25 protein-coding genes are annotated in these 26,630 nt (G+C 68.8%); 8 read left to right on the top strand and 17 right to left on the bottom strand.

Annotated elements, in window-relative coordinates; all coding sequences use genetic code 11:
* Positions 1-34: 34 nt before the first annotated feature.
* On the bottom strand, positions 35-1,690 hold the full coding sequence (locus AB0I04_RS01935; RefSeq protein WP_360877407.1) for an MMPL family transporter: 1,656 nt from the start codon (positions 1,688-1,690) through the stop codon (positions 35-37).
* Between the two features lie 110 nt (positions 1,691-1,800).
* Between AB0I04_RS01935 and AB0I04_RS01930 the strand changes: the two genes are divergently transcribed.
* Both AB0I04_RS01930 and AB0I04_RS01925 read left to right on the top strand, forming a co-directional pair.
* Positions 1,801-2,499, top strand: a complete 699-nt coding sequence (locus tag AB0I04_RS01930; protein WP_360877404.1) for a response regulator transcription factor — start codon at positions 1,801-1,803, stop codon at positions 2,497-2,499.
* Positions 2,499-3,956 carry a HAMP domain-containing sensor histidine kinase gene (locus AB0I04_RS01925; protein ID WP_360877401.1) on the top strand — a complete coding sequence of 486 codons (1,458 nt, stop codon included), beginning with the start codon at positions 2,499-2,501 and terminating at the stop codon, positions 3,954-3,956. The genes AB0I04_RS01930 and AB0I04_RS01925 overlap by 1 nt, the downstream gene beginning before the upstream one ends.
* Here AB0I04_RS01925 and AB0I04_RS01920 read toward each other — a convergent pair.
* The 3 genes from AB0I04_RS01920 to AB0I04_RS01910 all read right to left on the bottom strand — a co-directional run bounded on the left by AB0I04_RS01920 (position 3,929) and on the right by AB0I04_RS01910 (position 6,330).
* Positions 3,929-4,432 carry a MarR family transcriptional regulator gene (locus AB0I04_RS01920; RefSeq protein ID WP_360877398.1) on the bottom strand — a complete coding sequence of 168 codons (504 nt, stop codon included), beginning with the start codon at positions 4,430-4,432 and terminating at the stop codon, positions 3,929-3,931. The genes AB0I04_RS01925 and AB0I04_RS01920 overlap by 28 nt on opposite strands.
* 337 nt (positions 4,433-4,769) lie before the next feature.
* A complete protein-coding gene (locus AB0I04_RS01915) occupies positions 4,770-5,624 on the bottom strand; it encodes a methyltransferase domain-containing protein (RefSeq protein ID WP_360877396.1) in 855 nt (284 codons plus the stop codon).
* Positions 5,625-5,736: 112 nt separating this feature from the next.
* Positions 5,737-6,330, bottom strand: a complete 594-nt coding sequence (locus AB0I04_RS01910) for an XRE family transcriptional regulator (RefSeq protein ID WP_360877393.1) — start codon at positions 6,328-6,330, stop codon at positions 5,737-5,739.
* 134 nt (positions 6,331-6,464) lie between these two features.
* Here AB0I04_RS01910 and AB0I04_RS01905 point away from each other — a divergent pair, with 134 nt between their 5' ends.
* Complete coding sequence (locus AB0I04_RS01905) at positions 6,465-8,066, top strand: MFS transporter (RefSeq protein ID WP_360877390.1); 1,602 nt, start codon at positions 6,465-6,467, stop codon at positions 8,064-8,066.
* Positions 8,067-8,177: 111 nt separating this feature from the next.
* Here the strand turns inward: AB0I04_RS01905 and AB0I04_RS01900 are convergent, their stop codons facing one another.
* Positions 8,178-8,513: a YnfA family protein gene (locus AB0I04_RS01900; protein WP_360877606.1), complete on the bottom strand. Its 336-nt coding sequence runs from the start codon at positions 8,511-8,513 to the stop codon at positions 8,178-8,180.
* A 371-nt stretch (positions 8,514-8,884) separates the two neighbouring features.
* Between AB0I04_RS01900 and AB0I04_RS01895 the strand changes: the two genes are divergently transcribed.
* The 3 genes from AB0I04_RS01895 (at position 8,885) to AB0I04_RS01885 (ending at position 14,449) form a co-directional block, all read left to right on the top strand.
* Entirely contained in the window at positions 8,885-9,547 is a 663-nt protein-coding gene (locus AB0I04_RS01895) for a hypothetical protein (RefSeq protein ID WP_360877387.1), read from the top strand.
* Positions 9,548-9,614: 67 nt separating this feature from the next.
* The gene (locus tag AB0I04_RS01890; protein WP_360877384.1) at positions 9,615-11,195 is read left to right on the top strand and encodes a DNA polymerase Y family protein; all 1,581 of its coding nucleotides are present in this window, start codon (positions 9,615-9,617) and stop codon (positions 11,193-11,195) included.
* A gap of 11 nt (positions 11,196-11,206) precedes the next feature.
* Entirely contained in the window at positions 11,207-14,449 is a 3,243-nt protein-coding gene (locus AB0I04_RS01885) for an error-prone DNA polymerase (protein ID WP_360877381.1), read from the top strand.
* A 43-nt stretch (positions 14,450-14,492) separates the two neighbouring features.
* Here AB0I04_RS01885 and AB0I04_RS01880 read toward each other — a convergent pair whose 3' ends face one another.
* Genes AB0I04_RS01880 through AB0I04_RS01865 form a run of 4 tightly spaced genes read right to left on the bottom strand, consistent with a single transcriptional unit; the run spans position 14,493 to position 17,945 of the window.
* Entirely contained in the window at positions 14,493-15,167 is a 675-nt protein-coding gene (locus AB0I04_RS01880) for a response regulator transcription factor (RefSeq protein ID WP_360877378.1), read from the bottom strand.
* Positions 15,164-16,333, bottom strand: coding sequence for a histidine kinase (locus AB0I04_RS01875; protein WP_360877375.1), 1,170 nt, complete (start codon positions 16,331-16,333; stop codon positions 15,164-15,166). The genes AB0I04_RS01880 and AB0I04_RS01875 overlap by 4 nt, the downstream gene beginning before the upstream one ends.
* A 17-nt stretch (positions 16,334-16,350) precedes the next feature.
* Positions 16,351-17,133, bottom strand: a complete 783-nt coding sequence (locus AB0I04_RS01870; protein WP_360877372.1) for an ABC transporter permease subunit — start codon at positions 17,131-17,133, stop codon at positions 16,351-16,353.
* Positions 17,130-17,945, bottom strand: a complete 816-nt coding sequence (locus AB0I04_RS01865) for an ATP-binding cassette domain-containing protein (RefSeq protein WP_360877369.1) — start codon at positions 17,943-17,945, stop codon at positions 17,130-17,132. Before AB0I04_RS01865 ends, AB0I04_RS01870 begins: the two co-directional genes overlap by 4 nt.
* A gap of 18 nt (positions 17,946-17,963) precedes the next feature.
* On the opposite strand from AB0I04_RS01865, the gene AB0I04_RS01860 reads away from it, so the two are divergent.
* Positions 17,964-19,565: a recombinase family protein gene (locus AB0I04_RS01860; RefSeq protein ID WP_360877366.1), complete on the top strand. Its 1,602-nt coding sequence runs from the start codon at positions 17,964-17,966 to the stop codon at positions 19,563-19,565.
* Positions 19,566-19,732: 167 nt separating this feature from the next.
* On the opposite strand, the gene AB0I04_RS01855 is transcribed toward AB0I04_RS01860, so the two are convergent.
* The 8 genes from AB0I04_RS01855 to AB0I04_RS01820 form a co-directional block, all read right to left on the bottom strand.
* Positions 19,733-19,918, bottom strand: a complete 186-nt coding sequence (locus tag AB0I04_RS01855) for a hypothetical protein (RefSeq protein WP_360877364.1) — start codon at positions 19,916-19,918, stop codon at positions 19,733-19,735.
* 37 nt (positions 19,919-19,955) lie between these two features.
* Positions 19,956-20,579, bottom strand: a complete 624-nt coding sequence (locus tag AB0I04_RS01850; RefSeq protein WP_360877361.1) for a hypothetical protein — start codon at positions 20,577-20,579, stop codon at positions 19,956-19,958.
* Complete coding sequence (locus tag AB0I04_RS01845; RefSeq protein ID WP_360877359.1) at positions 20,576-20,914, bottom strand: DUF4282 domain-containing protein; 339 nt, start codon at positions 20,912-20,914, stop codon at positions 20,576-20,578. The genes AB0I04_RS01850 and AB0I04_RS01845 overlap by 4 nt, the downstream gene beginning before the upstream one ends.
* On the bottom strand, positions 20,895-21,518 hold the full coding sequence (locus tag AB0I04_RS01840) for a hypothetical protein (protein WP_360877356.1): 624 nt from the start codon (positions 21,516-21,518) through the stop codon (positions 20,895-20,897). The genes AB0I04_RS01845 and AB0I04_RS01840 overlap by 20 nt, the downstream gene beginning before the upstream one ends.
* Complete coding sequence (locus tag AB0I04_RS01835) at positions 21,515-21,868, bottom strand: hypothetical protein (protein ID WP_360877354.1); 354 nt, start codon at positions 21,866-21,868, stop codon at positions 21,515-21,517. The genes AB0I04_RS01840 and AB0I04_RS01835 overlap by 4 nt, the downstream gene beginning before the upstream one ends.
* Positions 21,868-22,668, bottom strand: a complete 801-nt coding sequence (locus AB0I04_RS01830; RefSeq protein ID WP_360877351.1) for a replication-relaxation family protein — start codon at positions 22,666-22,668, stop codon at positions 21,868-21,870. The genes AB0I04_RS01835 and AB0I04_RS01830 overlap by 1 nt, the downstream gene beginning before the upstream one ends.
* Positions 22,669-22,916: 248 nt before the next feature.
* Complete coding sequence (locus tag AB0I04_RS01825; protein ID WP_360877348.1) at positions 22,917-25,130, bottom strand: hypothetical protein; 2,214 nt, start codon at positions 25,128-25,130, stop codon at positions 22,917-22,919.
* Positions 25,131-25,148: 18 nt separating this feature from the next.
* Entirely contained in the window at positions 25,149-25,331 is a 183-nt protein-coding gene (locus tag AB0I04_RS01820; RefSeq protein WP_360877345.1) for a hypothetical protein, read from the bottom strand.
* A 671-nt stretch (positions 25,332-26,002) separates the two neighbouring features.
* On the opposite strand from AB0I04_RS01820, the gene AB0I04_RS01815 reads away from it, so the two are divergent.
* Positions 26,003-26,419 carry a hypothetical protein gene (locus AB0I04_RS01815; RefSeq protein WP_360877342.1) on the top strand — a complete coding sequence of 139 codons (417 nt, stop codon included), beginning with the start codon at positions 26,003-26,005 and terminating at the stop codon, positions 26,417-26,419.
* Positions 26,420-26,630 lie beyond the last annotated feature (211 nt).

The raw sequence follows: 26,630 nt of genomic DNA, 5'->3' as shown, positions 1-26,630 counted from the left end.
GCCGAACCAACGGCCCAGCCGGTCCGCGGCCTGGTCAGAGGCGACCGGCCGCCACCGGCTCGCGTGCGGGCTCGGGCGGGAGCGGGGCGGGGCGGACACGGAGCGCGCGGGCCGCCCAGCCGGGCAGCCACCAGTTCCAGCGGCCGAACAGCGACACGAGGGCGGGGACCGCCTCGGCGAAGTCGACGCCGATCGCGGCCGTGCCGCCGACCCCGGTGCCGGCGGGCACCGCGGCGCGGACGCGGCGGGCCGTGTCCTTCCCGGCGGCGGAACCGCCCTCGGCGGCGGGGACCACCGTGACCAGCGCCGTGCCGTCGCGCCGCCAGGCGGGCGTGTCCGGGGCGACGGCCGTGACGACGCCCGGAACCCGGGCGAGCCGCGCCGCCGTCGCCTCCGGGTCCCCGCCCCTGGGCACCAGGACGTCGATCGGGGTGAGGACGCCGGTCGGCACTCCGGCACGCACCAGGGCGGCCCGGCCCTCGTACGCGGGCCCGGACGAGGCGAGGGCGTCGCTCTCGGCGTCGCCCAGGTGCAGGCCGAGGGCCGCGACGGCGAGGACGCCGAGGAAGGCGCCGGAGACCGCGACCGCCGCCCACCGGAACCGGACGACGCCGCGCGCCCAGGCGGTCCAGCCGCGCCCGGCCCCGCCGCCCCGGCGCAGCCGCGGTCGGTCGATCCGTGACCCGAACCTCGCCAGCAGCACCGGCAGCAGCGTGAGGACGGCGACCACGCTCACCACCGGGATGATGATCCCGCCGTACCCGACGCTGCGCAGGAACGGCACCGGGAGGACGACCATCGCGACCAGGCCGATCGCGACCGCTCCGCCGCTGAACACGATGGCGCGCCCGGCCGTCGCCATCGCCCGGCGCACCGCCTCGTCGCCCTGATGCCCGGCGGCCTGTTCCTCCCGCCATCGGGTCACCAGCAGCAGCGAGTAGTCGATGGCCACGCCCAGGCCGATCAGCGCGACGATGAACTGGACGATCACGCTCACGTCGGTGACCGCCGTGAGCCCGTAGACGACCAGGAACGACGTCAGGATCGAACAGGCGGCGATGAGCAGCGGCACGAGGGCCAGCAGGGAGCCGAAGACGAACGCGAGCACGGCGAGCGCGCCCAGCCCGCCGACGAGCGTCTCGGACAGGACGCTGACGCCGTGGCCCGACCCGCCACCGCCGGACTCCAGCGGCCTCATCCCGGTGACGCGAAGGGTGGCGCCGGGAGGCAGTGCCGCACGCATCGCCGCCGTGACGGGCTCGGTCGGGGTGGTGGCGCGCATCCCGCCGCCCTGGCCGGACGGCATGTACACGAAGCCGAAGGTCGTCCGGGCGTCACGCCCGACGAGACGCCGGTCGCCGGTGTCGGCGTAGGAGACCGCGCGCCCGTGCACGGCCGTGGCCGCCGCCGTGAAGGCCCGGCCGACCTGAGCGCGGACGCCCGGCGAGTCGACGGTCCGCCCCGCGGGCAGGACGATCACCGGCACGAGGGGGTCGCCGCTCCCACCGGTGCCGTACGTCCGCGCGATCGCCGCGTTCGTCTCGTACGAGGGGCGTCCCGGCATGGTGTTCTGTGCGGAGAGCCGCCCTCCGATCTGCGACGTCGCGAGAACACCCGCGACGGCGAGCGCGAGCCAGGTGAGCGTCACGGCGAGCTTCTGACGCAGCACGAAACCGGAGAATCTTTCCATGCCGGTCAGGACAGCAGCCCGCTCTTCGGGCGCCGTGTGCCCGTTCTGGGAGTTCCCTGTCACAGAATTCTCACAGCGTTCTCACAGGACGACGCGCGACACTGGGCTCCGTGACGGACCCCACCATCCGGGTGCTCGTCGTCGACGACGAGCCCTACCTCGCCGATCTGGTCGCCACGGCGCTGCGGTACGAGGGATTCGAGCCGGCCGTGGCGGGCACGGGCACCGAGGCCATCGCCCAGGTCACGGCGTTCCGGCCGGACCTCATCGTGCTCGACGTGATGCTGCCGGACGGCTCCGGGATCGACACCTGCCGCAGGCTGCGCCGGGACGGCTGTGACGCCCCGGTGGTGTTCCTGACCGCCCGCGACGCCACCGAGGACAAGATCGCCGGACTGACCGTCGGCGGCGACGACTACGTCACCAAACCGTTCAGCCTGGAGGAGCTCATCGCCCGGATCCGCGCCGTGCTGCGCCGCACGAGCCGTCCCGACGCAGCCGCGGCGCGGCTCGCCTTCGCCGACCTGGAGATCGACGAGGACGCCTATCAGGTCTCCCGGGGCGGTACGCCGCTCGAGCTCACGCCGACCGAGTTCAAGCTGCTGCGGTACCTCGTCATCAACGCCGGGCGGGTGCTGTCGAAGCGCCAGATCCTCGACCACGTCTGGGACTACGACTTCGGCGGCAACGACAGCGTCGTCCAGACCTACATCAGCTACCTGCGCCGCAAGGTCGACGCCGTCGATCCCCCGCTGATCCACACGGTGCCGCGCATCGGGTACGTCCTTCGCCTGCCCCGGGCGTCGTGATGTCCCTGCGCCGACGGCTCATCCTCACCCTGCTCGTCCTGCTCGCGGCCGGCCTCGCGGTCGCCGCGGTGGGCAGCTTCGCGGCTCTGCGGCACGACATCGTCCGCCGGACCGACCGGCAGCTCAACGTGGTCGGTATGGCGATGGAGGCGGCGTTCGGGGCGCGCACCGACCCCGTACGGGTGGGCCCGAACGGCGCGTGGGTGGCCCAGGCACTGGCCGCCAGCGGCACGATCCCGTCCTTCATGCAGATCCGCGCGGCGGACGGCCAGGTCGTACAGACGCTGGCCGCGGTGGACCGGCCGCCGATGCCGCCGCACCCCACCCCCGCGGCCGTGACGACGCGGAACCCCGACGGCGCGCGGATCTACAAGGTCGGCGGCCTGCACGCCTCGGCCGACTGGCGGCTCCGCGTCTCCCGGCTCCGCAACGGCCGGATCCTGCTCATCGGCACTCCCACCAAGGACGCCGACAGCGCGATCAGGCACCTGGCCAGGGTCGAGTTCGTCGTCTCGTTTCTCGCCCTGGCCGCGGTGGCCCTCCTCGCGGCCAGGGCCATCCGGCGGGGCCTGCGCCCGCTGGAGGAGATCAGCGTCACGGCGCGCGCGATCGGCGCCGGCGACCTGTCCCGCCGCGTACGGCACGCCGAGCCGCGCACCGAGGTCGGACGCCTCGGCCAGTCGCTGAACGACATGCTCGGCCAGATCGAGACGGCGTTCCGGGAGCGTGAGGCGTCCGAGGAACGGCTGCGGCGGTTCATCGCCGACGCCTCCCACGAGCTGCGCACGCCGGTGGCGACCGTCCGGGGATACGCCGAGCTGTTCCGCCGAGGGGCGGCCGAACGCCCCGACGACCTCGCCAAGACGATGGCCCGCATCGAGGCCGAGGCCGAGCGCATGGGATCGCTCGTCGACGAACTCCTCCTCCTGGCCCGGCTCGACCAGGGACGCCCCCTCGAACGCGAGCCGGTCGACCTGACCCGGCTCGCGGCCGACGCCGTGGCCGGCACCCGCGCCGTCGAACCCGACCGGCCGATCGATCTGGAGACGGCGGACGAAGCCGTGGTGCTCGGCGACGCGATGCGCCTGCGTCAGGTCCTCGACAACCTGCTCGCCAACGTACGGCGGCACACGCCCGCGGGCACCCCGGCCACGGTACGGATCGGCGTCGCCGGCGACCAGGTGGAGATCGCCGTGACCGACCACGGCCCCGGCCTCACCGGGGACCAGTGCGAGCGGGTCTTCGAACGCTTCTACCGGACCGACCGGTCCCGCTCCCGCGAACACGGCGGCGCCGGCCTCGGCCTGTCCATCGTCGCGGCCGTCGCCGAGGCGCACGGCGGCACTGTCGCCGTCACGTCCGAGCCGGACGAGGGCACGACGTTCACAGTCCGCCTTCCCCGCGCCCCGGGCGATGGTCCGCCGGCGCGTCAGGACCTTTCCGCGACGTCGCCATAGGACTCCAGAAGCGACGACAGCAGGGCCGTGAGGTGTTCGAGATCCGCGTCGTCCAGGCCCTGAAGCAGGCGTGCCTCGTTGGCCAGGTGAAGCGGGAGCAGCCCGTCGATCACTTGGAGGCCGTGCTCGGTGAGACGGATCTTGACGACCCGGCGGTCGACGTCGTCACGGACCCGCTCGACCAGGCCCTTGGCGATCATCCGGTCGGTGCGCAGGGTGATCGCGCCCGAGGTCACCAGGGAGGCTTTGAGAAACGCGCCGGCCGTCAGCTCGTACGGCGGACCGGACCGGCGCAACGTGGAGAGCACGTCGAACTCGCCGGATTCCAGCCCGTTCTCGGCCAGGAAGTCCTTGATCGCCTTGTCCCACAGGCGGGACAGCCGCATGAGCCTGCCGACCGTGCCGATCGGGGACACGTCGAGGTCGGGACGCGCCCGACGCCACTGGTCGAGCACGACGGAGACCGAGTCCGCCATGGTGACTCCTCGTCGCAATAGTTGAGCACTAAGAGGTTTGACATAGAGACTAACGGCCGCCGGGCGGACTGCATGCCTTCCGCAACGAGTCCGGCGCGCCCACCTCGCTACTGATGCTGTTCGCCCCCGGCGCGGACCGCGAGGGCTACTTCGAAGGCATCACCGAACTCGGCGACCTGAACGATGAGGAGCGGGCGCGGTTCTTCCTCGAGCACGACAGCTTCTTCGCCTGAGCCTCGCGCCCGGCCGCCACCCGGGCGCTGCGGCCGGGCTTCAGTGGCCCCTGGGGGCGTACATGCAGCCTCTCCTCGTGGGCGGGGCATGCGACGTGGGGTGATCAGCGGCGTGCAGCCCATACGGTGCGCTCGGTACGCACCGTGAGGTCGCTGCGACGCAGGATGCTGTGAGGGCTGTCGGTGTCGAGCAGCCGGTCGAGCGCGGCGAGGTCGTCGGCGGAGAGCCCCTGGGCGACGGTGCCGCGCAGGCGCTGCAGACTGGCCAGGGCGTAGCGACCGATGGCCTCGGAGTGAGCGCGATCGAGATTCACGGCGATGGTGCGTTCGTCCTCGACGGTGAATCCGGCGGCGGACAGCTTGGCACCCCAGTCGGCGCCACGGTGGGGAACGTGCTCGGCGTGGTAGCGGTCGCCGGCGGCGTGACAGCGCTCTTCGAGGCCGGGCGCGTCCTCCGGGGCGTCTTCGGGCAGAAAGCGAGGGAAGCCGGCCAGCTCGACGACGGCGAACAGCCCGCCGGGCCCGAGCGTGTCATGGACTTGGCGCAGGGTGCGATCGGGCTCGGCCATGTGGTGCATGGAGGCCGATGCCCACACGAGTTCGGGACTGCCGAGATCGGGCCAGACGGCGTCGAGATCGGCTTCGATGATGCGCACCCGGTCGGCTACTCCGTCCGCCTCCGCCTTCTCCCGCAGGCGGTGCAGGTGGCCTGCGGATGAGTCGACCGCCGTCACCTTTGCGTCGGGGAAGCGCATGAGCAGGGCGAGCGTGCCGGCCCCCGTGCCGCACCCGAGATCGACGATGTGACGCGGGGCGCGGTCGACGGGCAGCCATTCGATGATGGAGGCGATGTGCTCGGCGAGCACTTCCGCGTCCAGGTCGAGGATCTCCGCCTGATCGACGGTGTCGTTCTCGTGCTGGTGGCCGGGGTGTGCGGCGTGGTGCACCGGGTGGTTCATGCACCCCACGCTAGGTCGATCACGCGCTTGTGCCTCGTCAGGTTTCGCAATGCGCAAGACGATGACGTCTACGGCTGCCGAAAGCGCAAGCGGCCCTCCGTCGGTGGGCTGGTCACTGTGGTGGGCGGCTCGTTCTGCCGGAGTCTTCCCCGCGTTGGTGGCCGCGACGGGCGTCGCGGTCGAAGATGCCCAGGATCTCGCACGGTCCCCCTTCGGCGCCGATGGCGTGCGGGAGCATCGTGGGGAACTCGGCCGCTTGGTCGGTCTCGACTCTGAAACGCCGGTTGCCCAGCAGCAGGATCGCGGTGCCGGACAGGACGACGAGCCATTCGCGGCCGGGGTGGGCGCGCATGCGCGCGGGACTGTCGGGCGGTGGGTCGGTCATGCGCTGACGCACGACGGTCATGCCGGGTTCCGCCTTCATGGGCCAGCGCTTCAACGCATGGGCCGCGTCGATCATCGGGTTGGAGATGACGTCGTCCGTGGCCGTCTCGACCAGTTGGTCCAGGGAGGTGTCCAGGGCTCGGGCGAGGGTGACGAGCTGGTCCAGCGCCAGGCGGCGCCGGCCGTTCTCGATGCGGCTGAGCGTGGACTGGCTGACCTGGGCGCGTGCGGCCAGTTCCTCCAGGGACCAGCCTTGCGCCACGCGCAGGGCGCGGATGCGTTTGCGTACCAGGCTGTCCAGCTCGCCATCTTCTTGCGTCATGAGCAACAGCTTATGCCTTAGATGCAAGGTGGCCGTACGGTCGACACAGAGACCGTGATCGGGTCCCTCGGCGCCATATCTCTGAAAAAGCGCCGACTCTTGCCTGCCTCCTTCATGTGCTTTTGAGAGGAAAAATGAGTACGAACCAGCCTGCCCAGGCGAGCGCTGACCCGAGTAGCGCCGCCGGCGAAGGCATGCCGGACGCGCACCAACGGCGCACGATCCTGACTGCTGTCTGTATCGCGTTGATGGCCGTCATCGCCTCGGTGTCCGGGCTCAACGTCGCCCAGCCGGACCTCGCCGTCGCCTTCGACGCCTCGCAGAGCACGATCCTGTGGATCATCAACATCTACACCCTGAGCCTGGCCGCGCTCCTGTTGCCGCTCGGCGCGATCGGAGACCGCTTCGGCCGCAAACCCATGCTGCTCACCGGCCTGACCGTCTTCGGTCTCGCCGGCGCGGCAGCCGGACTCGCCCCCTCGGCGGAAGTCATGCTCGCCGCACGTCTGTTCAGCGGCGTGGGCGCGGCGATGATCATGCCCATCACTCTCGCCGTCATCACCTCGACCTTCCCCGATGAGGAGCGGGGACGGGCGATCGGCGTATGGACCGGTGTGGCCGGCGGTGGCGGCATCCTGGGCATGTTCCTTTCGGCCGCCCTGGTCGACGTGGCGAGCTGGCGGTGGCTGTTCGTCCTGCCCGTCGCGCTCGGCGTCGTCGCTCTCACCATGACGCTGCGTTCCGTCCCGAACTCCCGCGAGACGTCCGGGCACACGTTCGACACCGTCGGCGCGCTGACCTCCATCGTCGCGGTGGTCGGACTCATCTTCGTCCTCCAGGAAGGGCCCGAGCGGGGATGGACGGCCCCCGCGACGTTGCTCAGCCTCGCCGTCGGTCTTGTCGCCGCCATCGGCTTCGTGGCCTGGGAACTGCGCCGCCGGGATGCCGCGCTCCTGGACATGCGCCTGTTCGGCGAGCGCGGCCTGGCCGGCGGCTCGATCACGCTCCTGGCGGTCTTCGGGGTCCAAGCGGGCATCTTCGTGGTCCTCTTCCCGTTCTTCCAGGCCGTCCTCGGCTGGTCGGGGCTGCTGTCCACACTGGCGCTCATGCCCATGGCCGTGCTGATGATGACGGCCTCCGGCCTAGCCCCACGACTCGCTTCGCGTGTCGGTCCTAAAGCGACCATGGCGACGGGAATCCTCCTCGCCGGCGCCGGTCTTGCTCTCATGGCATCCGTCGTCTCCGTCGACGGCGGCTACCTCTCCGTCCTTCCCGGCATGCTCGCCATGGGCATCGGCATGGGCCTGTCGATGACACCTTCCACCGAAGCCATCACCGGCTCTCTCCCAAGCGAGCATCAGGGCGTCGCGTCCGCGCTCAACGACGTCACCCGGGAATTCGGCACCGCGCTCGGCGTCGCCCTACTCGGAGCACTCCTGTCCTCCGGCTACCGCAATGCCATCGACTCCCGGCTCGATGGCGTCCCACAGGGTGCTGCCGACACCGCACGCGAAGGCGTCGCCAACGCCATCGAGGCCGCGAACGGGGCAGGCTCTCACGCGCGAGCGCTGGTCCGTGCCGCCCAGGAGTCCTTCGTCGACGGCTGGCAGCAGGCCATGTGGGCAGGCGTCGCCGTCATGGCCGTCCTGTTCGTCTACGTCCTCGCCCGAGGCCCGCAGCGCCCGATCTCCGCGCCGGTGAACGAAGCGGAAGCAGCCGCCGCGATGGATCCGTGATCCCGATGCCTTCCCGTATCGGACGGCCAGGGCACCGGTTCTTCCTCGACCACGACGACTTCTTCGTCTGAGCCCCGCACCCGGCCGCCGCCCAGGCGCGGCGGCCGGGCTTCAGTGGCCCCTGGGGGCGTACATGATGACGGCCATCCCGGCCAGGCAGATCAGCGCGCCGATGATGTCGAAGCGGTCGGGACGATATCCGTCGGCCACCACACCCCAGGCGAGCGACCCGGCGACGAAGACCCCGCCGTAGGCGGCCAGGACCCGCCCGAAGTGGGCGTCGGGCTGGAACGTGGCGACGAACCCGTACAGACCGAGCGCGACGATGCCGGCGCCGGCCCAGGCCCAGCCCCGATGCTCACGCACCCCTTGCCACACCAGCCACGCCCCGCCGATCTCGAACAGGGCGGCGAGAACGAACAGCGCGACGGAACGGGCCACGAGCACGGCGAACAGGTCCTTCCTGGCGGATCCGAGGTGGCGAACCATGTCGATTCTCCCGCACGACCGGCGGCGCTCACCCTGGTCGGCTGCCCCAGCCGGCCAGCCGATTTTCTTGCGCGGACGCCCGGGGCGGAAGAGGCCCGGACGACCGGCCGGGCGCTGGCCGATCACTTCGGGGTGCCGTTCCGCTTCGCGAGCCCGGACGCTCCCGAGCTTTCCTGATCGCCTCGCTCGTTCGCCGGTCCCGGCGCTGACGCATCCGTTGTGACCATGGCGTCTTCGGTGCTGGAACGTTCCGATCAACAGACCACAGCCGACGTTACACCACGGCGATCGACTTGCTTTCAGTCGAATGAATGTTCGATGATTGACGAGTGAGCGAGCTATCGTCGCAGGTCACAGAGGGCTTCTCGCCTCTGGCGGGCGTTGACCTGGTCCCTGTGCTGCCGGCGCTGCGCGCGGTGATCCCCGGCGGCGGGCTGCGGCCCGGGACGGTCACCGGCGTGGACGGCTCGACCACTCTGGCCCTCGCGCTGGCGGCCGGGCTCGGGGACCGGTGGTGCGCGGTCGTCGGCCTGCCGGAGGCGCATGTTCCCGCCGCCGCGGCGTTCGGCGGTACGGACGGCGGCCTCGACCCGATGCGGGTCCTGCTCGTCGACGACCCGGACCGGAGGTGGGCCGACGTGGTCGCCGCGCTGACCGACGGCTGCGCGATGGTCGTCGTACGGCCGCCGGAGGAGCCGCCCGCGCACGTGGCACGGCGGCTGACCACACTGGCGCGGCGCAACGGGTGTGCGCTGGTCACGACCGGCCCGTGGGCGGGCGCGGCCCTGCGGCTGCGCGTCGAGGAGAGCCACTGGGCCGGCATCGGGGACGGCACCGGGCACCTGCGCGGGCGCCGGGCGCTCGTGGCCGTCTCCGGGCGGGGTTCCGCCGCGCCCGGACGGCAGGTCTGGCTGTGGCTGCCCGGGCCGGACGGCGCCGTGGCCGTCGCCGAGCACGAGGGACCGGCGCGGCTGGAGGCCGTCGCCGGATGAGGGGTACGCCATGTCCCTCCCTGACTCATCGGGCTCCGGTTGCGGACCGGTGGATGGGGAGTACGCCATGCCCCTCCCCGACACACCAGGCTCCGGCGGTGGACCGGTGACGGCGCCGCGCGTGCTCGTCGTGTGGTGTCCGGACTGGCCGGTCACGGCGGTGGGCCTGGACGCCGGCACCCCCGCCGCGGTGGTCGCCTCGGCCCGGGTCGCGGCGTGCTCGGCGGCGGCGCGTGCCGCAGGCGTTCGCCGGGGGCAGCGGCTGCGCGACGCGCAGCGGCACTGCCCCGACCTGGTGGTCCGCGACCGCGATCCCGACGCCGAGGGGCGGCTCTTCGAGACGGTGGCCGCCGCCGTCTCCACCATCACTCCCTGGGTCGAGGTCGTACGCCCCGGCGTCTGCGCCATCCCGGTGCGGGGCGCGGCCCGCTACCACGGCGGCGCCGACCGCGAGACGGCGGAGGAGTCGCTGCGGATCCACGTCCAGGACACCGTGGTCGAGCACGGATTCGACTGCGGCGTGGGGATCGCCGACGGCCTGTTCGCCGCCGAACTGGCCGCGCGCACCGCGGACGGCGGCATGATCGTGCCGGCGGGCGGGGCCGCGGACTTCCTCGCGCCGTACCCGGTGACCGTCCTCGACCGGCCGGAGCTCGCCGACCTGCTGCCCCGGCTCGGCATCCGCACGCTCGGCGCGTTCGCGGCCCTACCGGCCCGGCACGTGGCGGGCCGCTTCGGCACCGACGAGGTGCGCGCGCACCGGCTGGCCCAGGGGTTGGACCCACGGCCGCCCGCTCCCCGGCCGCCGCACACGGACCTGAGCGTGACGACGGAGTTCGACCCGCCCGCGGCAGCGGCCGAGCAGGTCGTCTTCGCCGCCAAGGCGCTCGCCGAACGCCTGCACGAGGCACTCGCCGCCGAGGCCCTGACCTGCGTACGGATCGGCGTCGAGGTGACGGACGCCCACGGGCGTACGCAGTCCCGGCTGTGGCGGCACGACGGAACGCTGTCGGCCCTCGCCGTCGCCGAGCGGGTCCGCTGGCAGCTGTCCTCCTGGGAGACCTCCCCCGACGAGGAGGGCGTCGGCGGCATCGCCTTCCTGCGGCTCCTGCCCGACCAGCTCGTCCCCGACGAAGGGCGGCAGGAGGCGCTGTGGGGGCAGGTCACGCTCTCCGACCGCGTCATGCGGGCGGCAGCGCGAGTGCAGGCCATGCTCGGCCATCAGGCGATCACCCGGCCGTTCCCCGCAGGCGGTCGCGGACCCGGAGATCGCGTCGTCCGGGTGCCGGTCGGCGACCTCCCGCCCGAACCGGGCTCCTCGGAGGGCCACTGGCCCGGGCGGATCCCCGACCCGGCGCCGGCGGTCGTCCACCCCGACCCGCTGCCCGTCCGCGTGACCGATGCCGACGGCGCACCGGTCACGGTCAGCGCCCGCTGCGCGGTCTCGGCCCCGCCTCACCAGATCGAGATCGCCGGGCGCGTCCTGCCGGTGACCGCGTGGGCGGGCCCGTGGCCGGCCCGGGAGCGCTGGTGGGACCCGGTGCGGTTCCGCCGCCGCGCGCGGTTCCAGGTCGTCACCGCCGACGGCGGCGCGCGCCTGCTCGTCGTCGAAGGCGGCCGCTGGTACATCGAGGCCGACTATGCCTGACCGGAGCCGGTATGGGCTGGGATAACCCGCGGATCCCGTGGCGGGAGTTCGAGCGGCGGCTCTCCTGGGGCTCTCATCCGCACGCGGGCGACCCCACGCCGGAACCGGACGCGCCGCCCGTGCGCCTGCCACGCCGTACGGGGGGATGGGCGGAGCTGCACTGCCACTCGTCGTACAGCTTCCTCGACGGCGCCTCCGACCCGGAAGAGCTGGTCGCCGAAGCGGTACGCCTCGGCGTGGAGGCGCTGGCCGTCACCGACCACGACGGCATGTACGGGGCCGTGCGGCTCAAGGAGGCCGCGAAGGGGACGGGCGTCGGCACGATCTTCGGTGCGGAGCTGAGCCTCGACCTGCCCGCCGCCGCTCCGGGCGAGCCCGATCCGGGCGGGCGGCACCTCCTCGTCCTGGCCCGCGACGTCGAGGGGTACGGGCGGCTGAGCTCCGCGATCAGCCGGGCGCAGCTCGCCGGCGGAGAGAAGGGCCGGCCCGTCTACGACCTTGCCGACCTGGCGAGCGCGCACGGCGGGCACTGGGTGATCCTCACCGGCTGCCGCAAGGGCGCGGTGCACGCGGGCGAGGACCCGGAGGCGGAGCTGCGCGCGCTGATCGAGATGTTCGGGCGGGAGAACGTCTTCGCCGAGCTGATCGACCACGACCAGCCCCTCGACGACGCGCGCAACGACGCCCTGTACGCGCTGTCTCGGCATACCGGCATCGGCGTCGTGGCCTCGAACAACGTGCACTACGCCGCGCCGAGGGACGCCCCGCTCGCCCAGGCGCTCGCCGCCGTACGGGCCCGGCGCAGCCTCGACGACATGGACTCCTGGCTGCCCGCGACCGGCACCGCGCACCTGCGGTCGCGCGAGGAGATGGCGGCGCGGCTCGCCCGGTTCCCCGGCGTGCTGGAGCGGACGGTGGAACTGGCCCGTTCCTGCGTCTTCGACCTCGATCTCGTGGCGCCGAACCTGCCGGACTGGCTCGTCCCCGACGGGCACACCGAGGTGACGTGGCTGCGGCACCTCGTCGCCGAAGGGGCGCGTGAGCGGTACGGGACGCGGCGGCAGGCGCCGAGGGCGCACCGGCAGATCGCGCGGGAGCTGAACGTCATCGAGCAGCTCGGCTTCCCCGGCTACTTCCTGATCGTGCACGAGATCGTGGAGTTCTGCCGGGACAACGACATCCTGTGCCAGGGCCGCGGGTCGGCGGCGAACTCCGCGGTCTGCTTCGCGCTGGGCATCACCGGCGTCGACGCCGTGAAGCACAACCTGCTGTTCGAGCGGTTCCTGTCCCCCGGCCGCGACGGGCCGCCCGACATCGACCTGGACATCGAGCACCGCCGCCGGGAGGAGGTCATCCAGCACGTCTACGAGAAGTACGGGCGCGACCGGGCCGCCCAGGTCGCCAACGTGATCACCTACCGGCCGCGGATGGCCGTGCGCGACGCCGCCCGCGCGCTCGGCTTCTCCCCCGGCCAGCAGGACGCCTGGTCCCGCCAGCTCTCGCCCCATGAACCGCTGCCGCCGGACGGCATCCCGGAGGCGGTCACCGTGCTGGCCGACCGGATGCAGCGGCTCCCCCGCCACCTCGGCATCCACTCCGGCGGCATGGTGATCTGCGACCGGCCGATCGGCGAGGTCTGCCCGGTCGAGTGGGCGCGGATGCCGGGCCGCAGCGTGCTGCAGTGGGACAAGGACGACTGCGCCGCCGTCGGCCTGGTCAAGTTCGACCTGCTCGGCCTGGGCATGCTGGCGGCGCTGCACGACACGTTCGACCTCGTGGGCGAGTTCCACGGACGGCGCTACGACCTGCACAACATCCCGCCGGACGACCTGGACGTGTACGCGATGCTGTGCGACGCCGACACGGTCGGGGTGTTCCAGGTCGAGTCCCGCGCGCAGATGGCGACGCTCCCCCGGCTCAAGCCCAAGACGTTCTACGATCTCGTCGTCGAGGTCGCGCTGATCCGGCCGGGCCCGATCCAGGGCGGTTCGGTCCACCCGTACCTGCGCCGCCGCAACGGGCAGGAACCGCCGGACATCCCGCACCCGCTGATGAAGAACGCGCTGGAGCGCACCATGGGCGTGCCGCTGTTCCAGGAGCAGATGATGCAGCTCGCCGTGGACTGCGCCGGGTTCACGCCCGCGGAGTCCGACGCGCTGCGGCAGGCGATGAGCGCCAAGCGCGCGCCCGAACGCGTCGAGCGGCTCCGCGACCGGCTGCTGAGCGGCATGACCGAGCGCGGCATCCCCGCCGGGATCGCCGAGGACGTGTACGAGAAGATCCTCGGCTTCTCCAGCTTCGGGTTCCCCGAGTCGCACGCGCAGAGCTTCGCGCACCTGGTGTACGCCAGCGCGTACCTGAAGCGGCACTACCCGGCGGCGTTCACCGCCGCGCTGCTGCGCAACCAGCCGATGGGGTTCTACAGCCCGCAGACGCTGCTCGGCGACGCCCGCCGGCACGGCGTACGGGTCCTCGGCGTCGACGTCAACGCCAGTCCCGACCAGGCGACGCTGGAAGCGCCGTACACGCCCGCCGGCGACCGCCCGCACGCGCCCGCCGAGTCGCAGCCCGCGATCCGCCTCGGCCTGTCGGCCGTACGGAACCTCGGCGAGGACGCCGCGAAGCGGATCGCCGCCGGCCGGCCGTACGAGGACCTGGAGGACCTGGTGCGCCGGGTGTCCCTGTCCACGGCGGCGCTGGAGGCGCTCGCGACGGCCGGGGCGTTCGGCTGCTTCGGGCTCGGCCGCCGCGAGGCGCTGTGGGCGGCGGGCGCGCTGTCCCACACCCGCCCGGACCACCTGCCCGGCACCGCGCCGGGCACCGCCGCGCCCGAACTGCCCCCGATGACCGTCATCGAGCAGACCATCGCCGACCTCTGGGCCACCGGGACGTCCCAGACCCACCCGATCGCGCACGTCAGGGCGGCCCTCGACGAGCGCGGCGCCGTCCCGCTCGGAGCGGTCAAGGACGTGCCGGGCGACACGAACATCCTGGTCGCCGGGGTCGTCACGCACCGGCAGCGCCCGGGGACCGCCAACGGCGTGATCTTCTTCAACCTGGAGGACGAGACCGGCATGCTCAACGTCCTGTGCCGCCCGCAGATCTGGGAGCGGTACCGCAACGTCGCCTTCCAGGCCCAGGCCCTGCTCATCCACGGCCGCCTCGAACGCCACGACGGCGCCGCCAACCTCATCGCCACCCGCCTGCAGCGCCTCCCCGTCGCGACCATGGCCCGCAGCCGCGACTTCCGCTGATCACGACGGCTGCGGCCTTTACACTGTAGATCAACATCTGGGCTCATCCGGCGGACGTCGGCCGGACGAGCCCGGTGTCGTAGGCGAAGATGACCGCCTGGACGCGGTCGCGGACTCCGATCTTGGCGAAGATGCGCCCGATATGGGTCTTGACGGTCGACTCGGCCAGGACGAGGCTTTCGGCGATCTCGGCGTTGGTCCAGCCGGCCCCGATCGCGACCAGGACCTCGCGCTCCCGATCGGTGAGGCGTGCGAGGCGCGGGTCGCCGTCGTCCCCGGGCCGGTCGGGATCCGGCAGATGCGGTGCGAACACCTCGAGCAGGCGGCGCGTCAGGCCGGGTGCGACCACGGCGTCACCGGCGGCGACCGCGCGGATGCCCGAGAGCAGGTCCGAAGGTTCAGCGTCCTTGAGCAGGAATCCGCTGGCGCCCGCCCGCAGGGCGGCGTACGCGTACCGGTCCAGGTCGAACGTCGTGAGGATGAGAACGCGCGACCGTCCGCCGGAACGGACGATGCGGCGGGTGGCCTCGATGCCGTCCATACCGGGCATGCGCACGTCCATCAGGACGACGTCGGGTGCCAGCTCGGCGGCCATGCGGACGGCCTCGGAACCGTGCCCCGCCTCTCCGACGACGGTCAGGTCGTCCTGGCTCGCCAGGACGAGGCGAAACCCCATACGCTGCAACGCCTGGTCGTCGACGATGAGCACGGTCGTCACCGGAGCGTCAGCTCCACCCGCCGGATGCCGAGACGAGCATGGACCCGCCACCCGCCGTCCGCGTCGCGCCCCGACTCGACGACACCTCCATAGACGGCGGCACGCTCGGCCATGCCCGAGATCCCCCGACCCTGGCCGGCGACCGGGCCGTCGCCACGGCCGGTGTCGGCGACGTCGACCGTGACGCCGTCCGGGTCGTAGCGGAGCCGTACGGCGGCGGTGGCGTGCGGACCGGCATGCTTGATCGTGTTGGTGAGCGCCTCCTGCACGATCCGGTACACCGCGAGCTGGACACCGGCGGGCAGGTCCCCTGGGGTGCCGTCGGTCCGGAGGACGACGGGCAGCCCGACGGCCCGTACGCGGTCGATCAGCTCGCCGAGATCACCGAGTCCGGGCAGCGGACCCAGCTCCGCCACGTCGTCGTCGCGCAGCAGGCCGAGCAGCCGGCGCAGCTCACCCAGGGCCTGACGACCGGTGACGGACACCTTCTCCATCGCCTCCTCGGCGTGCTCGGGGGATTTGGGAATGGCGTACCGGGCACCATCGGCAAGCCCGATCATGACGGAGAGGTTGTGCGCGATGATGTCGTGCATCTCGCGCGCGATGCGCGATCGTTCGGCGGCCGCGGCGAGCCTCGCCTCCTGGTCCCGCTCGATCGCCAGCCGATCGGCCCTGTCCAGAAGCATGGCGAGATGGTCGCGGCGCAACCGGACGGCGACGCCGAGGACGACCGCGCCCGCGGCGACCGACCACAGCAACAGCACCGCCGCCGGCCAGTCGTCCGGCTTCCATCGGGCCGCCACGAGAACCCCCACCGACGCGACGACGGCCGACGCGATCGCCCGATGGCGTCGCGACGCACGCGCCGCGACGCCGTACAGCGCGATCGGCAGGGCGATGTCGCCCTGGAGCCAGCCGCCCGGCAGCGTCCACTGCACGGCCACCACCGCCGCGATCACGGCCAGCACCGCCATCGGCGCGCGCCGGCGCCAGATCAGCGGTGTCGCCAGCGCCACCTGGAACAGCCGCAACTGCCAGGGGGACACGCCGACCTGAGCCGGATGCGGACCCACCATGCTGGGCAGCCCCAGCAGGGTGACCGCGAAGGCCAGGGCGGCGTCGACGGCGCGAGGATGCCGTTTCGTCAGATCACCGAACAAGCTCACGGCACCCATCATCCTGCTCAGACGTCCCGGCGGACGAGCAGGAACGCCGCCGCGCCCAGCACGGCCGCGGGATAGCAGCACAGGACCGCCAGCCCGGTCCAGGGGCCCAGCGCACCGGCCGGGCCGGTCAGCGACATCAGGGACTGGCCCGCGTTGGCGGGCAGATAGGCCGCGATCGAGGAATCCCGTGCCAGGAAATGGACCAGGCCCGGGAGCAGGAGCAGCAGACCGACCATCGCGGTGATGCCGCCGGCGGTGGAGCGCACGAGCGCGCCGAGGCCAACGCTCAGCACGCCGAGCAGGGAGGCGTCCAGCGCCGCGCCGACCAGCGACCGGACGACGCCCGGCGTGGCGAGCGAGGCGGACAGCCGCGTGCCGGACAAGAAGAACCACTGGGATCCGAGAAAGACCGCGACCGCCGTGGCGAGGCTCAGTCCGAACACGGCCGCGCCGAACACGACGACCTTGGCCCATAGAACGGGCAGCCGACGCGGCACGGCCGAGAGCGTGGCGCGGATCGTCCCGGTCGCGTACTCCCCGCTGACGACCAGCACGCCCAGCACTCCGACGGCGAACGGCGCGAGGCCGCTGTAGCCGTTCATGGCCGCACTGACCGCGTCGTGGCCCGGGTCCCCGCCCGGCTTCGACAGGTGCCCCGCCGTCAGCCGGCTCTGCACGAGACCGAAGAAGACGATCAGTCCCGCGAACACGGCGAACGACACCCAGGTGGAGCGCAGCGACCACAGCTTCGTCCACTCCGCGCGCACCACCCGGCGGAAGGTGATCCGGGTCCCGGTCATGCGGCCCTCCCGGCGTACTCGACGTCGGCGCCGGTCAGGTCCATGAACACCTGCTCCAGAGTCGCCGAACGCGGAGTCAGCTCATGCAGCGTGAGCCCGTGGGCGGCGGCCAGCCCGCCGATCTGCTCACACGTCCGCCCGGCCACCTCCAGCACCCCGGGCTCCGGCGCGGAGATCTCCGCGTCCGGGCCCGCGAGCAGTTCGCGGAGGCGTCCAGCGTCCGGCGAGACCACCCGCACGTGGCCATGGGCGCGGCGTGTCAGCTCGGCCATCGACGTGGCGGCGATCAGTCGGCCACGGCCGATCACGATCACGTCCTCGGCCGTCACGGCCATCTCGTTCATCAGGTGTGAGGAGACGAGCACCGTCCGGCCCTCGGACGCGAGGCCCTTCAGAAGGGTGCGGATCCACAGAACGCCCTCCGGGTCCAGACCGTTGACGGGCTCGTCCAGGACGAGGACCGCGGGGTCGCCGAGCAGCGCGGCGGCGATGCCGAGCCGCTGCCCCATGCCGAGGGAGAATCCCTTGACCCGCCGGTCGGCAACGTCGCGCAGGCCGGCCAGCTCGATCACCTGGGCCACCCGCCGGCGGGAGATGCCGTGGGTCTGGGCCAGGGCCAGCAGATGGTTGCGTGCGGACCGTCCGGGGTGCACCGCGCGGGCCTCGAGCAGCGCCCCGACCTCCCGCAGCGGCGCGGGATGTTCGCGACAGGGTCGCCCGTTGACCGTGGTCCGGCCACCACTCGGCCGGTCCAGCCCGAGGATGAGGCGCATCGTGGTCGACTTCCCGGCTACGGGTCTGAGGGCATCCAACCGACGTAGCTTGGATGCATGACGACAGACACGCGCCTCACGGTGGACTACACGCGGGTATCCAAAGATCAGACCGGTATCGGCGGGGGCGTCGCCTCTCAGCATGAGGTGAACGAACAAACGGCGGAACGGAAGCTAGGACGGCCTATCGACCGTACTTACTCCGATAACTCAATCAGCGCGCACAACGGAAACCGTCGTCCCGAGTTCGAGCGGCTACTAGCCGACATCGCGGCCGGTCTTATCGCGGTCGTCATCGTATGGCGCGTTAACCGGCTCTACCGTCCGGAGCCCGAAGAGATCGGGCAGGTAGGCGAGTTCATCGCGCTATGTCGTCGCCAGAAAGTACGGATCATCGCCAAGTCGGGGGAATACGATCTCGAATCGGCGGACGGCCGTAACGCGTTCCTGAAAGACGCCGTAGAGGCGGGGGCGGATTCGGATCAACGCGGGGAAAACGTCGCGCTCGCACGTAAGCGTCAAGCGCGTACCGGCCGATACGGCGGGGGCGTTCGCCCGTTTGGGTGGGGACTACGGACGACAGAGCCGCAATACCAGGAACGCGCCGACGGGAAGCAGGAACTACTTAGGCCGGTGGGCACGGACAAAACCGGCCGTCCCGTGTGGCTGGACATGGGGCGGCACAACAAGAAAGAAGCCGCCGAGATCCAGAAATGGGCTGATGCCCTACTCGGCGGAGTTCCCATGGCTCAAGTTCTGCGAGACCTCGCACGGCGCAAGGTTCCCACGGTGGCACAGACGGACGGCCGTAAGCTACGCCGAAACGGAAAGGACGTCGAACACGGGGGATGGAATTCCCGTACGATCAAGCAGATTCTTACGCATCCTCGAACGTCGGGGCATGCGGTGTACCGGGGCGCAATCGTTCAGCGGAACGCGTTCCCGCCGATCATTCCGGACGACAAGCGGCAAGCGCTGATCACGATGTTTTCGAATCCCGCGCGCAAGAATCCGGCTGGAAATACGCCCAAGTGGCTTGGTTCGCTCATCTACCTTTGCGGGCGATGCAACGACGGTTCGACCATGAGGACACGGCGGAACGCGCAAGGCGTACCGGTCTACACGTGCAACAGCAAAAGTCACATCGCGTGGCCCGCCGTCATGGTGGACGACTACATAGAAAAGCTCATCATCGCGCGCCTTTCCCGTGATGACGTCGCGGACCTCATCCCGCAACCGAAAATCAACGTGGACGTCAACGCGCTTCGCGACGAAATCGCCGCAGCGGAGCAGCAGAAGATCGAAGCGTCGTTGATGTTCGCTCGGAGGACAATCGACGGCGCACAGTTGGAAGCGACCACGGCCGAACTCGACAAGGAGATAGAAGCGAACCGCGCGAAAATCGACGCTGCCGTCACGGAAAGCCCCCTTAAGATCTTCGCTGTCAGCAAAGACGCTGCGCGGATATGGAAGGGACTTAGCATCGGCCACAAGCGGGAAATCCTGCGGCTGCTGCCGTTCAACGTGATTCTTCCGCCGATCGGACGCGGGCACCGGGCATACACTGATCTCCTGCGCATCGAGGAGAAAGAGGCCACCCCCGCGCGTAAGGCCATCAAACGCCGGACGCGTAAGCCCAGAGTGAAAGCCGCCGCATAGCCGACCGGTCGTCACGCGGAAGCCCCCAGGGCCGCCCTGGGGGCTTCCGCGCGTCTGGGGGTGGCGTTGCCGGTACGCCGTGGCGTCTGTGCGGTCCTCAGAGCCTCCTAGAGACGCGAACGTGCCCCCGTCCCAAGGTTGGGGCGGGGGCACGCGGTTGTGTGGCGTCAGTCGTGGCTACGGAGGATCAGCGCGAGTCGTTCGCGCTGTTCGTCGGTAAGCGGGGGAAGACCGTCCAAGATGCGTTGTATGCGCGCGTCGTCGGGGTCGGTTTCCTCATCCGGCGTGGGTTCGTTGTCATTGGCGGGTTCCTCCGCATCGTGCGGCCTACGGGCGTCGTCAGCGTCTGCCACGGAGGTTTCTCCTTTCCGGGGGTGCTCTGAGGGCGGTTCACGGTGCGGGAGGGTCCCATATCGTGACGCTGAATTTCAGGATCGGATCGCTGAACGTCTGTTCCGCTCGAATGGTCTTGAGTCGCGCGATCCTGCCTTGTGAGGTGAGGACGCACAACACGTCGCCGGTTTGGAGTTCTTCGGTGTGGTCTGACCCGTTGGCGAATGCGGTTTGCCGGCATTGGTCGAATCCGGGCAGGGTGCCGCCGGTTTGTAGCAGCGCGATTTGGACGTTTGTGGATGCGGCCGAGAGGGTTGTCTCAAGCCAATCGCCGTTGATGTCTGCGTCTCTTTGATCGGTTCTCGGCGGGATGGAGTCGAGATCTCGGTAGGCACTTGGTCCGTTGACGGTGACGGTACCGTGCCATCGAATGACGGGTTTTATGGGTGTCGCGGGGGTGGTTGTCGTCGGGGATGCGAGCGGTATTTGTCTCGTGTAGGTGGGCGTTAGGGTGACGGTCGTTGTTGGGGTGTCGTGGTGCCCGGTGCCGTCTCCTTTCAGTGTGAGCGCTAGTCCGATGGTGAGGATGAGTCCGCCGATCGCTGCGGCGATTGCGACGCGCCGGTTAGGGTACGCGGGTTCTTCGCCGGTGTCTGGGGTTTGCTGGTCTGGCGTGGTCACTGGGGTTTGTTCTCCTTTCGCTGGGCGGTTACGTGTTCGGTGAGGGTCGATACCTGTTCGGCGATTGCGTAGATGACCACGATGTGTTCGAGCGCTATGCGCGTGATCGCGAGGAAGATGATCCCGCTTGCGGGGGCGAGTACGAATATCAGGAATGCGATACCGCCTAGCCACGACGGTAGCCACCACGCGAAAAGTAGCGCGCATATCGTGGCGTTGATGGTGAAGACGAGTATGACGCGGTAGGTTGCGCGGACGAGTTTGGCGGTGAGATATGAGGTGAAATTCAGGTCGGTGAGGATCGCGAGGAATCCTTTACGGCTTTTCTGGGGCATTGTTCCTTCGCTTGTGGTGTCGGTAGGTGGTTACGGAGATATGGGTAACGCCGGTGATGATGAGTAGTGCGACCCATAGCGGCAGTGCCGCCGAGAGTGCGGTAAAGAAGACGTTGAACGCGAGGTACAGGCCGGGGATCAGCAGACCAGCGAGCAGCGTCAGAATGACGCCGTTGTTCACGGCCTTATTGGCGGTTTTGTGGATTCGTTCGAATAGGCGCGATACCTGGGGGTAGAGAAGCCATTCCCACATGCCTAGGCGTGGGTAGTCGTCTCCGAGGGTGTAGGCGAGTGAGAGTTCGCATGCGAGGTGTATCGCCCATGCGATGAGAGCGAGTCCGGATAGCCGTGTGGCCGTGTGTGCGCCGTGTTCGGAGAAGTGGGGAACGAAGTAAGCGCCGAATAGCCACACAGCGCCGAGAGGGACTGTCCAGCCGATTGCCCGGACGTCCGGCGCGAAAAGCGGGGGCTGTTCGTCGGGGATATCGGAGGCCGGCGGGGGTTTTGGTTCGCCGGTTTCGGTGATTCCCTTTTCGTCAAGCCACTGCTTGAATGTCGGGCGTTCCTCGCTTTCGTCTGGCGTGTTGTCGGGAGGTTGGGTCATTGCGTTTTCTGCTCCGATCCGTCGTCGGGGTTGACGTTTTCGCTGTAGGTAAGGAGCGCTTCCCATCGGGCCATTTCTCGCGCGGATACGGTGACGGCCTTGTATTGGATAGGGCCGAAGCGCCGGACGGCCCTGTAGTTCTCTCCGTTCGCAGAGGTTTCGGGGGTGACGTTGATGAGTTCTGCTATTCGGTTGATCTCGGCGCGTATTTCCGTGTCGTTCGCTCCATGGGGGTGGTAGTCGATTTCGATGATGAGGGGTACCGGTAGGTCGCGGTTGACGGCGAGTTCATCCGCCAATTCCCGCAGACCTTGAATGACGGCGCGTCGGTGGTTGGGGGACATGCGCATTACTGATCTCCTTTCGATGCGGGGGTGGGAGTTTCGGTGCCGAGAAGCCGAGACGTCAGAAGCCCTACAGCAGCGTCGAATACCGTGACGGTGATGAGAGGGTCACCCGACGCGGTTCGGTCGCTCAGCGCGTCTATCAGCGCCGTACAGCGCGCTTCGGTGGGGACGGTTACCAGTACGCGGGGAATGACGCCGGACGGTCCGGGTAGACCGCGTTCGGCGAACGCGGTGTAGATGTCGAGTTGCCGCAGCACGGTTGGAACGCTTTCGGTACTGCGATCAACTTCGATCCACCAGTAATCCGAATACTCGGTCGTAGCGAGAACGGCATATGCGTCGGGCTTGATGACCTTTCCCGAATCGCGCCACCATGAAGCGGGTTCGGTCTCGCACGTCACGGAGAATCCGTGAACGCGCGAGGCTTCTACGAGCCGTACGTAAAGCTCTGAGACGGCCAATACGTGCGCGAGAAGCTGGAGTCCGGGCAGCGAGCGCCGACGTGGCCGGTACGCGCCGGAGAAGCCTTGTCGTTGCGCCATGAGCCGTTGCCCGACGATCCCGAGACCGTAAATGGTCGTCTCAGAGCCCCGTTGTCTGCCTCCCACACGCCGAGGAAAGGCCACTAGCGCGCGTTTATCGGAAAGCCGCCGGAGCGCACGCCGCCGCAAATTGTGGCGCGAGGATTCGGAAAGTTCGGTGAAATGGAGGCGTTCGATTTGTTCGCCGGTCGCGATTCCGAGAATGTCGACCGTTTCGAGAATCGCGAATTCCTGGGGGCTGATTTGTGTGGCGAGTCGCATTGCATCGATTCCTGTCGCTCGTTTTTTCATTTTGGTGAAAGGGGGGACGGGGGGAAAGGGGGGATAGGGGGGATAGGGGGGCCGAAGGCCCACGGATGCCGACGAAGGAGGCAGACGGCGAACGGAGTGAGCTTCTGCGGTTGTTAGAGCGTCTGGAGGTGCCCTGACCTGGGGAGACGCCCTGATCACGGGCGGAGCGACCGACACACCGAACAACACACCGAACAACACGCTGCGAGGAATTGCCGTCACTGATTCCCCTTTCGGCCAACGGGGGCACCGTTGGCACTGCGGATCTGGACACGGGAGAGTCGTGCGGCTTCCACGTCGGCGCGTGGCGTGCCGTGGCGCTGCTGACTGAAGTCCGCGAGGTACTCAGCAGGCCGTAGGCGCTCCGGTAGAGGTGAGGTGATACCGGTGACCGGCCCGAGCGTTCGGGAGTCCACACACGGCCGTAGCGCGATTTCGTAGGCGTTCAGGTTCGACAGATCCTCGTACGTCAGCGGAGCGAATCGCCGCGCCATCTCGTTAGCGTCGCTGTAGGCGAGTTGGAAGACCGCTTGAGAACGTGCCGTCCCGAGTACCGCCGATTTAACCTGCCCCGGTAGCTGATCGAGATATTGGTGAGCCAATATCAGCCCGAGACCCAGACCACGCGCTAGCGCGAGCATTTCGGCGAGTTCGTCGCCGTCTCCGAAACGAATAAACTCTTGGAACTCATCCAAGTATGCGAATGTCGGAGCGCGTTTCTCGGCGGGAACCGACGCGCGAGACATTGTCTCTTGCCACAGCAGCGACACGAGAAGCGAACCGAGCAGCCGAGACGCGTCCGTGCCGATAATGCCTTGAGAGAGCGGAACCATGATGATTTTCCGCTCTCGGAAAAGGCTCCCGAGATCGATGCCGGCGCTCTGGCCGAGCATAAGCCGCAGAGACGTACGCGTGAGAATCGCGCGTCGTTTGTTCATCACCGGCCCGATAACTTGAATGCGTTCCGCGTCCGACATCTGCTCATACGCGGTCCAGAAATCCCGAACCCCATAGGGAACGCCTCGCTGGCTCGTCACGTAGCGGCGAAATGCTGCGTTTGTGAGAAGCTCGGGAAGTTCCGCCAACGTGAAGACCGAACCGTCCGCAGCGCGAGTATGCGTGAGGGTCAAAAGACCTGCGCGGAAAACGTCGGCCGTGCGGGGTCCCCACGAGTTACGCCAGAGTTGAGACAGGACATGAACGACACGATCGACGACCAATTCACGTGAATGCTCATCGTGTCCGGCCTGCAAAATGTTGAACCCTACCGGCGTATCGGTCTTGCTGGCGTCAATCACGATGACGTCGTCCGCGCGGTTGTCGGGAATACGGGACAGGATCTCGGCGACCAAATCGCTTTTGGGGTCGATGACCATTACGCCGCGACCGGCGTTGATGTCCTGTAGTGCCAGATGTGCGATGAGGGTTGACTTTCCGGTTCCCGTCGGTCCCTGAATCACCATGTGCTGTAGCCGGTCGAGCGTTTTCAGCGCTACAGGCCGCTCTCCCATGCCGGGATAGTTGCTGTGCGCGACCACCAATCCGCGACGTGGCATTTCCGGTGACGGTGGGACCTGTCGCGCCGTTCCCACGGCCAAACCCGGTACGCGGATATCGGCGATCGGTATCCCGACGACGGCGGCCAATTCGTCGGTGTTCAAGAAAGCGGGCCATGCCGTCAACGGCAGCGAGCGAGGATAGATGCGACGAGCGATAATCGCAGAGGGGATATAGCGGACTGCCAGCGACACGCCGGGGGCACTGACGACGTGGAGCGCGTTCAGTACGTCGGCTAGCAGCATTCGGGAGCGTCCGCGATATTGCGCGCTTACCGCGATGCGGCCTACCGCGTTGACGACGGGTGCGGCTTGCTTATCGCGTGCGGAGCGCATCAGCTCGGGGGGAGCGTCCCCGCGTAGACGCACGTGATGAGTCCCAGAAATGACCCACTGAATCCGTACGCATTCCCCTGCCCCCAGGGGATACAGACTCGCCAGCAGCCCGGAAATCGATGACTCCGCCCGGTTGCCCGCCAGCGGACGCCACACATGTGACGTCCGCAGTTCGCACGCCGCGCGAATCGGCGGGCAACCGGCGAAGTAGTCGGGTACCTCTTGAACGCGGATTCCCGGCAACGCTGCGCTGAGTCGGCTCACGATCCCGGCCGCCCCCGATCGGGGAACCAAAAGATGGTGCTCGATTCCCCGACCGGTCCCGATGACCTCGATGACGACGGGCTTTCGCCTCGTGGCACCAGAGACGACCGACAGGCATTTAGCGACCGCTTCAGCGGTTAGGCCGCTTGGGAAGCGAATCCGGTACGCGACGAGCGAGTCACGCCATGCTCGGGAGGCAAGCCAGCGGTCCCCGAATACGGCGAGGAAGAAAATCGCCGCGAATCCGAGGATGGAGGCCGCAGGACGGAAATCCACGTAACCCGACCTTTCTATCTACTTGCGACGACGGAAACCCGCCCACGAAAGGGCGATGACCAGTAGGACCGCACCCACTAGGGGTATGAGCGGAATCAGCCACGCGTAGACCACGTGGCCGATGAATACGACCGCGATTACCGCGATGAGGAATCCGATGACCCACCATGCCGGGGAACGGGTCTTGTAGTAGCGCGCCACTTGTGGCCTACCTTCCGTGGTTTCGGGGGTGAGATTCGATCGGGGTTATGCCGAGTGCCCACAGCATTTCTCTTGCTGCGGGAATCGCGCGGGCTATCGCGCGCTCGTCGAACCGGATTTGCGTGTGGCCGCGCGCGTACAGGACGCCGGCCACGACCAAAACTAGGTCGTACGGGTCATGCAGCGATGGGTTTTTCACATGCGATCTCCTTTCTGCGTAGTGGCGCAAACGATCGCGCCGACTGTGCTTACGGGGTGCCGATACCATCACCACGGTTCGCGCCATATCAAGGGGTGCGGATAAAAGTGGTAGGAGAGTGGTACGTGGGTGGTATTTGAGTGGTCGATTGGTGGTAGATGACTGGTAAGCCAGTGGTACGGCAGTGGTAAATCAGTGATATCGGCGCAGGTCACAGGCCATTTGTGAGGCGCTAGCGGCATCACGGTAGCTCTGGCCGATCAGCGATGCGTCAGGCCAGCGTTAGCGCAGCGTGACCTGACTCGCGCCGTTGACCACGGCGGGAAGCTTGGGCAAGTGGTGCGAATCGCCGCAGGTTAGCGGCCCAAGAGGGTGGATGTACGGGTTTACCCGGATACGCAGCGTCAGCGATCGGTGGCATGATCGTTCGTTCGCTGATGGCCACGCAGGGCAGCCGATGCGAGGAAAGGCCGTGATGCCGTTGCAGCAACCAGCCCATACCGTGGACCGCGAACAATTGGAAGGGGCATTACACGACACGCTTTACCATGGCGCTAGAGCAGATGAACTGTTCACCTATGCGCCATCGGTCATCACTCTTCTCATCCCCGGTTTTCGGGACTGCCCGCTAGAGGCACGCGCCTACTGGGCCGAGAAGATAATTAGGCGTGGCATCAGCGATCTCGGCGGACATATTACGGAAGGACTATCGGTTCTTCTCGCTCTCGCGAACGATGAATCCGCCGGAATGAACCTAATGGACCGACGCGAGAGAGCCGCCAAGACACTCGGAATTAAACCGGTTACCTTGCGCAAGAGTCGCGAAAAGGAACTACTGCGACGGCTTGCGTTCCAAATCAGATACAACCTCGCATATCCCGATCAGTGATTGTGGTGAGGCTGAGGACATGAAACGTGGGGACCAAGTAAGAGCAACGCGGAATCTGGGGCACATGCGACCGGTCCCGAAGGGTTCGATAGGGGTCGTCCGGTCGGTTAGCTTCCTGGGTACCTATACCGTGGATTTCGGCGGGCAGGTACTGACCGAGGTTAAGCGCTCCGACATCGCACCGGCCGATACCGGCTGTGGCCTCCTGACG

The organism is Actinoallomurus sp. NPDC050550 (assembly GCF_040655075.1).
Lineage (GTDB): Bacteria > Actinomycetota > Actinomycetes > Streptosporangiales > Streptosporangiaceae > Actinoallomurus.
Note: the sequence above shows the minus strand (reverse complement) of the source record. Positions and strands in the feature narration are given on the sequence as shown.

Bases quoted from the DNA above. Each gene is read 5' to 3' on its own strand.
- AB0I04_RS01910 (WP_360877393.1), bottom strand. From the start codon at position 6,330: ATGACGCAAGAAGATGGCGAGCTGGACAGCCTGGTACGCAAACGCATC.
- AB0I04_RS01920 (WP_360877398.1), bottom strand. From the start codon at position 4,432: ATGGCGGACTCGGTCTCCGTCGTGCTCGACCAGTGGCGTCGGGCGCGT.
- AB0I04_RS01870 (WP_360877372.1), bottom strand. From the start codon at position 17,133: ATGACCGGGACCCGGATCACCTTCCGCCGGGTGGTGCGCGCGGAGTGG.
- AB0I04_RS01915 (WP_360877396.1), bottom strand. From the start codon at position 5,624: ATGAACCACCCGGTGCACCACGCCGCACACCCCGGCCACCAGCACGAG.
- AB0I04_RS01925 (WP_360877401.1), top strand. From the start codon at position 2,499: ATGTCCCTGCGCCGACGGCTCATCCTCACCCTGCTCGTCCTGCTCGCG.
- AB0I04_RS01890 (WP_360877384.1), top strand. From the start codon at position 9,615: ATGCCCCTCCCCGACACACCAGGCTCCGGCGGTGGACCGGTGACGGCG.
- AB0I04_RS01860 (WP_360877366.1), top strand. From the start codon at position 17,964: ATGACGACAGACACGCGCCTCACGGTGGACTACACGCGGGTATCCAAA.
- AB0I04_RS01830 (WP_360877351.1), bottom strand. From the start codon at position 22,668: ATGCGACTCGCCACACAAATCAGCCCCCAGGAATTCGCGATTCTCGAA.
- AB0I04_RS01845 (WP_360877359.1), bottom strand. From the start codon at position 20,914: ATGCCCCAGAAAAGCCGTAAAGGATTCCTCGCGATCCTCACCGACCTG.
- AB0I04_RS01840 (WP_360877356.1), bottom strand. From the start codon at position 21,518: ATGACCCAACCTCCCGACAACACGCCAGACGAAAGCGAGGAACGCCCG.
- AB0I04_RS01935 (WP_360877407.1), bottom strand. From the start codon at position 1,690: ATGGAAAGATTCTCCGGTTTCGTGCTGCGTCAGAAGCTCGCCGTGACG.
- AB0I04_RS01905 (WP_360877390.1), top strand. From the start codon at position 6,465: ATGAGTACGAACCAGCCTGCCCAGGCGAGCGCTGACCCGAGTAGCGCC.
- AB0I04_RS01835 (WP_360877354.1), bottom strand. From the start codon at position 21,868: ATGCGCATGTCCCCCAACCACCGACGCGCCGTCATTCAAGGTCTGCGG.
- AB0I04_RS01885 (WP_360877381.1), top strand. From the start codon at position 11,207: ATGGGCTGGGATAACCCGCGGATCCCGTGGCGGGAGTTCGAGCGGCGG.